This window comes from Campylobacter sp. LR291e (assembly GCF_008633915.1).
In the GTDB taxonomy this organism is placed as follows: Bacteria; Campylobacterota; Campylobacteria; order Campylobacterales; family Campylobacteraceae; genus Campylobacter_D.
Genome location: NZ_VJNV01000028.1, coordinates 22,180 through 28,346, shown reverse-complemented (window position 1 = coordinate 28,346; position 6,167 = coordinate 22,180). Strand labels below are relative to the sequence as shown.

The following is a 6,167-nucleotide window of genomic DNA, read 5'->3' as shown; positions in this document are numbered from 1 at the left end:
ATACCACTGCTTGGCAATGGTATTTAAAAAATATTAATGACTTATAGCCTGGCTTACTCCTATGCCACTTTGTGCCCTAAAATCTTGTGCGTTAAAGCCCTTTCTATCTTCAAGTGCTCTTTTACTATTATCAAATTTAGAAATAAGATAAATTAAAATAAAGCTAAGTGGCATGCAAAAAAGTGCAGGGTAATCATAAGGAAAAATGGCTTGGGTGAAACCAAAAACCTTAACCCATACACTAGGGCTTAAAATAACCATGGCTAAAACGCAAATCAAAGATATCAATCCTCCAAAAAATACGCCCCTTGTTGTAAGATTCTTATAATAAATACAAAGCAAGATAATAGGAAAATTCACACTGGCTGCGATTGCAAAGGCAAGACCCACTGTAAAGGCTACATTTTGTCCCTCAAAAACAATGCCTAAAATTATGGCTAAAATTCCTAGTCCTATCGAAGCCATTCTTGTTACTTTCATTTCTAATTTTGCATCGCACTTACCATTTTTACAAACATTGACAAATAAATCATGGCTTATCGCACTAGCCCCTGATATTGCTAAACCAGCTACCACTGCTAAAATAGTAGCAAAGGCTACTGCACAAATAAAGCCATAAAAAACATTGCCTCCTATTGCTTGTGCTAAAAGAACGGCTACCATATTACTAGCCCCTGTAAAATTTCCAGCCGAATCTACATAGCTTGGATTAGTAAGCAAAAAGGCAATAGCTCCAAAGCCTATAACAAAGGTTAAAATATAAAAATATCCTATTAAACCAGTAGCATAAAATACTGATTTTCTAGCCTCTCTAGCGTTTTTCACGGTGAAAAATCTCATTAAAACATGAGGAAGTCCTGCTGTACCAAACATTAGGGCAAGTCCTAGAGATATCGCTGAAATTGGATCACTTACTAAGGCTCCCGGTCTCATAATAGCATCTTTTGCTACATGGTTATCAATGGCCCTTTCAAAATAATAAGTTAAATTAAATTTTGAAAGGTAAAGAACCATAATAGCCATAAAGGTAGCCCCTCCTAATAATAAACAAGCCTTGATAATTTGTACCCAGGTAGTAGCATGCATTCCACCAAATACAACATAGCATATCATTAAAATTCCTACTACTACAACAGCTACTGCGTAAGGTAAGCCAAAAAGTGTTTGAATGAGTTGTCCTGCCCCTACCATTTGGGCTATTAAATAAAATACTATTACACTTAATGCACTGATTGCTGAAATAATCCTTATAGGTTTTATTGATAATCTATAAGCTACAATATCTGCAAAGGTATATTTTCCAAGATTTCTAAATTTTTCTGCTATTAAAAATAACACTATAGGCCAACCAACTAAAAAGCCTATACTATAAATAAGTCCGTCAAAACCACTTGTAAAAACTAGGGCTACTATGCCCAAAAAACTTGCTGCGCTCATGTAATCGCCCGCTATTGCAATGCCATTTTGAAGACCTGTGATATTACCTCCTGCTGTGTAAAAACCAGAGGCTGATTGAGATTTTTTATTTGAAAAATAAGTAATGCCAAGAGTGATTAAAACAAAGGCTACAAACATTACAATAGCTATAATATTCACCTCGCCTTTTTCTACCTTATCTATATCAAAACCTGCTGCAAATAAAAAATTTGTAAATAAAAGCGTAAAAAATATCTTTTTCATTGATAATCCTTAAAATGTATTTTGCCCTCTTGTAAGTCTTTTAAAAGGTCGTTTTCTTTTAATTGTTCTATGCATTCTTCTTGTTCTTTATCAAGATATTTATTTGCAAAAAGCGTATAAATTCCTGTTAATGCAATGACAAGTATTATGATAAATAAACCAACTATAATCCCAAGTGTTATAGAGCTTGGTCCTAGGTGATATCCTAAAATTTCAGGGAAAAATCCAACCCCTATCATAAAACCATAGTAACAAATTAACACAATTGCTGATAACCATAAGGCAAAAGTGTTTCTAAAAGAAACAAAATTGCTTAGTCTGCTTAGGGCTAGTCTTTTATTCTTTTGCATTTTAACTCCTTAAATATTATTTTTATGTGATTAATATAAATAAATTTAAATAAAAAAACAATATTAACATTATTATTTAATTTTATTTTAATACTAAATGTTACTTTTATTAACAATGTTTCAAATTTACAACTTAATAAAATAATTAAAATAGATATACAAATTTAAATAAATATTGTAAAATACGATTTTTATAGATTGAGGTTTATATGAAACTTGTTATCATTGACACAGCTTGTGCGAATTTAGCATCTTTAAAATTTAGCCTTGATAGGCTTGGTGTAAAAAGTGAAATTTCTAGGGATTTAGACATTTTACAAAGGGCTGATAAGCTTTTTTTACCAGGTGTTGGCACGGCTTTTAAGGCCATGGAAAATTTAAAAAAATTTAATCTTATTGATTTTTTACAAAATACAAAAAAGCCCTTGCTTGGAATCTGTCTTGGAATGCAACTTTTAGGTGCTTTTTCAAGGGAACTTAATCAAAAAACACTTGGGATAATGAATTTTGAAGTTATAGAATTTGAACAAAAAGATAATTTTACCTATCCTCATATGGGCTGGAATGATATAAAAAGCGATCACCCACTTTTTAAGGGGCTTGATGGGGCATTTTTTTATTTTGTACATAGCTTTTTAGTGCCTATTAATAAATACACTATTGCAAGTTGTGAGTATTCTCAAAACTTTAGTGCTAGTATTTGCAAAGATAATTTTTACGGAGTGCAGTTTCACCCTGAAAGAAGTGCTGAATCTGGCGAGATATTATTAAGAAATTTTATAAAGGAGCTATAAATGAGTACGCAATTAATTCCTGCTGTTGATTTAATAGATGGCAAAGTAGTTCGCTTAGTAAAGGGCGATTATGAACAAAAAAAAGTATATAGTTTTGATGCCTTAAAAAAGCTTGAAGAGTACGAAAACATGGGAGCTAAAATCCTTCATTTAGTGGATTTGGATGGGGCTAAAAATCCAGCAAAAAGGCAACTTAAACTCATTGAAAAAATCGCTTCAAATATAAATGTAACCTTGCAAGTTGGAGGAGGTATTAGAAGTATTCAAGATGTAAGAAATCTTTTAGATGCCGGGGTAAGTAGGGTTATTGTTGGTTCTCTTGCTATTAAAGATCCTGATTTATGCGTTAAAATTTTGCAACATTTTAGCAATGAAAACATAGTTTTAGCCCTTGATGTATTTCCTAAGGACGATGATTTTTTTGTAACAGCACATGCTTGGCAGGAAGTAAGCGATAAAAAGCTTTTATCAGTGCTTGAATTTTACGCACCACACGGGCTTAAATACCTGCTTTGTACGGATATTTCAAGGGATGGTACTATGCAAGGGGCTAATACTAGGCTTTATCATTTGATAAATGAAATTTTTTCGCACTTATATATACAAGCATCAGGTGGCGTTAATAATCTTGAAAATTTGGCAAAATTAAAAGGAATTTGTTCTGGCGTTATAGTAGGAAAGGCCCTTTTAGATGGAAGTTTTAGCGTTAAAGATGGGATTAGGGTCTTGCTTTAAGCTTTATCATTAAAAATTTAAATGCTTAATACCACAAATTTAGGACAGGTTTTTACTTCACAAGATATAGTTAAAAAATGATAAGCTTGATTAAAAATAATGGTCGTTTTTTAGAACCAAGTTGTGGCAATGGGGCGTTTTTAAGCATTTACCACAAAATAAAATCGGCATAGAAATTGATAAAAATAATTAAGGATGAAAAAATCTTACATATGAATTTTTTAACCTTAATCAAAATGAAAAATTTGACACTATAATAGGAAATCCTCCCTATGTTCGCTATCAAGATATATTAAATTCTACTAAGTCCTTGCTAAAAAATTTTAAGGATATTTTTGATTTGCACTCAAATTTATATTTATTTTTTATTTATAAGAGTATCTTGCATTTAAATAATAGGGGCGAACTTATCTTTATAACGCCTAGGGATTTTTTAAAAAGTACTTCTAGTGTTAAATTAAATGAATTTATATTTAATCAAGGAAGCATTACTAATTTTATTGATTTAGGTGATAAGAAAATTTTTAATAACGCCCAGCCAAATTGTGCTATATGGCGTTTTGAAAAGGGAAATTTTACAAGGCTTACTAGTTGTTTAAGGGAATTTACCTGCCTTAATGGACAAATTTCTTTCATAAAAAAAACGTATTTTGTGCCCTTTAATGAGTTATTTTTTGTTAAGGTTGGTGCAGTTAGCGGGGCTGATAAAAATTTTTGCTAATGAAAAACTTGGCAATATGGACTTTGTGGGCTAAATTACTTGCAAAACAGGCAAAACTAAAAAAATGATTTATGGAAAATATGCAAAATTTGCCTTTATAATTTTAAATCAATGCTTATAAAAAGAAAAATTCGAAATTTTAATGAAAATAATTGGTGGTGTTGGGGTAGGAATTATTATAAGAGTTCTTTGCCACGCATTTATGTAAATACTAAAACGCGTAATAAAAGACCCTTTTTCTTGCATAAATGCAAGGCTTATGATGGCTCAATTCTAGCCATTTTTCCAAAATTTAAGACAAATTCAAAAACTCTAAAAATACTTTGTGAAAGATTAAATAACATAAACTGGCAAGAACTTGGCTTTGTGTGCGATGGAAGATTTTTATTTTCTCAAAGAAGTTTGCAAAATTGTTATTTAGATGAAAGTTTTAAAGAATTTAAAAATTTAGGCTAGAATTTACAAAATTTTTATTAAAATACTTTGAAAAAGGTTTAATAATGTTAGCAAAACGTATTATAGCTTGTTTAGATGTAAGGGATGGACGAGTTGTAAAAGGAACTCAATTTAAAAATCACGAGGATATGGGAGATATAATTGAACTAGCTAAATTTTACTCACAAAATGGCATTGATGAGTTAGTTTTTTATGATATTGCTGCTAGTGCTAGAAAGGAGCGAATTTCTAGGGCTTGGGTTGAAAAAGTAGCTATTAATATCTCAATTCCATTTTGCGTAGCAGGTGGCATTAAAAGCGAGGATGATGCTAGAGAACTTTTAGCAAATGGGGCTGATAAAATTTCCATAAACTCCCCTGCACTTAATAATCCTTCATTAATAACCTCCCTTGCAAAAAGTTTTGGCGTTCAATGCGTAGTTGTAGGAATTGATAGCTTTAAAGATAAGGAAGGAAAATTAAAGGTTTTTCAATATACAGGCGATGAAAAAACTAGTAAGCATAGTGGAAAAAATACGCTTGAATGGGTAAAACAGGTGCAAGATTTAGGGGCTGGTGAAATTGTGCTTAATATGATGAATCAAGATGGAATGAAAAATGGCTATGATTTAGAACAATTACAAAAAGTTAGAAAGATTTGTAAAATTCCACTAATTGCAAGTGGTGGAGCTGGTAACGCTAATCACTTTTTAGATGCCTTTAAAATAGGCGTTGATGGGGCATTAGCTGCTAGTATTTTTCATAAAAAATTAATTGATATAAAAGAATTAAAAGCCTATTTAAAGGCTGAAAATATCATTGTTAGGGATTAAAAATGAATGAATTTATAAATAGTATTGATTGGCAAAAGGTAAATAATCTTTTACCCGTAATTGTGCAAAATTTTAAAAGTTGTGAAGTTTTAATGCTTGGATATATGAATAAACAAGCCTTAGAAGAGAGTTTAAAACAAAAAAGAGTAGTCTTTTTTTCACGCACTAAAAATCGCTTATGGTTAAAGGGTGAAGAGAGTGGAAATTTTTTAAATATCATTGATATGGGGCTTGATTGTGATAAGGATACGCTTTTAATCTTAGCAAATCCAGTAGGAGTTACTTGTCATACAGGCAATATTTCTTGCTTTGAAGAGGTATCAAAAAAGGCTGATTTTGTATTTTTATCAAGGCTTCAAAGCCTTATAAATGAAAGAAAAAAAGCAGATGAAAATATCTCTTACACAGCAAAACTTTTTAAAAGTGGCACCAAAAGAATAGCCCAAAAGGTAGGCGAAGAAGGTGTAGAAACGGCCCTTGCTGCTACAATTAAAAATAAGAATGAATTGATAAATGAAAGTGCAGATTTACTTTTTCATTTAAGTGTTTTACTAAGCGATGCAAATTTAAGCTTAAATGAAGTCATAGCTAAGCTTAAAGAAAGGCATAAAAATTAAAT

6 protein-coding genes and 1 pseudogene are annotated in these 6,167 nt (G+C 31.2%); 5 read left to right on the top strand and 2 right to left on the bottom strand.

Annotated features, from left to right (window positions below; genetic code table 11):
• Positions 1–33: 33 nt before the first annotated feature.
• Together FMM58_RS06750 and FMM58_RS06745 are read right to left on the bottom strand one after the other, a co-directional pair.
• Entirely contained in the window at positions 34–1,680 is a 1,647-nt protein-coding gene (locus tag FMM58_RS06750) for a cation acetate symporter (protein WP_150151296.1), read from the bottom strand.
• A complete protein-coding gene (locus FMM58_RS06745) occupies positions 1,677–2,030 on the bottom strand; it encodes a DUF485 domain-containing protein (protein ID WP_150140943.1) in 354 nt (117 codons plus the stop codon). Before FMM58_RS06745 ends, FMM58_RS06750 begins: the two co-directional genes overlap by 4 nt.
• Positions 2,031–2,239: 209 nt before the next feature.
• Here FMM58_RS06745 and hisH point away from each other — a divergent pair, with 209 nt between their 5' ends.
• The 5 genes and pseudogenes from hisH to hisIE all read left to right on the top strand — a co-directional run bounded on the left by hisH (position 2,240) and on the right by hisIE (position 6,165).
• On the top strand, positions 2,240–2,824 hold the full coding sequence (hisH, locus tag FMM58_RS06740) for an imidazole glycerol phosphate synthase subunit HisH (RefSeq protein ID WP_150140941.1): 585 nt from the start codon (positions 2,240–2,242) through the stop codon (positions 2,822–2,824).
• Complete coding sequence (hisA, locus tag FMM58_RS06735) at positions 2,825–3,559, top strand: 1-(5-phosphoribosyl)-5-[(5-phosphoribosylamino)methylideneamino]imidazole-4-carboxamide isomerase (protein ID WP_150140939.1); 735 nt, start codon at positions 2,825–2,827, stop codon at positions 3,557–3,559. It begins immediately after the preceding gene.
• Between the two features lie 21 nt (positions 3,560–3,580).
• Positions 3,581–4,736: pseudogene (locus tag FMM58_RS06730) on the top strand (Eco57I restriction-modification methylase domain-containing protein).
• 44 nt (positions 4,737–4,780) lie between these two features.
• On the top strand, positions 4,781–5,548 hold the full coding sequence (hisF, locus tag FMM58_RS06725; RefSeq protein WP_150140937.1) for an imidazole glycerol phosphate synthase subunit HisF: 768 nt from the start codon (positions 4,781–4,783) through the stop codon (positions 5,546–5,548).
• Between the two features lie 2 nt (positions 5,549–5,550).
• Positions 5,551–6,165, top strand: coding sequence for a bifunctional phosphoribosyl-AMP cyclohydrolase/phosphoribosyl-ATP diphosphatase HisIE (gene hisIE, locus FMM58_RS06720; protein WP_150180525.1), 615 nt, complete (start codon positions 5,551–5,553; stop codon positions 6,163–6,165).
• Positions 6,166–6,167: the final 2 nt, after the last annotated feature.

Bases quoted from the DNA above. Each gene is read 5' to 3' on its own strand.
- FMM58_RS06750 (WP_150151296.1), bottom strand. From the start codon at position 1,680: ATGAAAAAGATATTTTTTACGCTTTTATTTACAAATTTTTTATTTGCA.
- FMM58_RS06745 (WP_150140943.1), bottom strand. From the start codon at position 2,030: ATGCAAAAGAATAAAAGACTAGCCCTAAGCAGACTAAGCAATTTTGTT.
- hisH (WP_150140941.1), top strand. From the start codon at position 2,240: ATGAAACTTGTTATCATTGACACAGCTTGTGCGAATTTAGCATCTTTA.
- hisA (WP_150140939.1), top strand. From the start codon at position 2,825: ATGAGTACGCAATTAATTCCTGCTGTTGATTTAATAGATGGCAAAGTA.
- hisF (WP_150140937.1), top strand. From the start codon at position 4,781: ATGTTAGCAAAACGTATTATAGCTTGTTTAGATGTAAGGGATGGACGA.
- hisIE (WP_150180525.1), top strand. From the start codon at position 5,551: ATGAATGAATTTATAAATAGTATTGATTGGCAAAAGGTAAATAATCTT.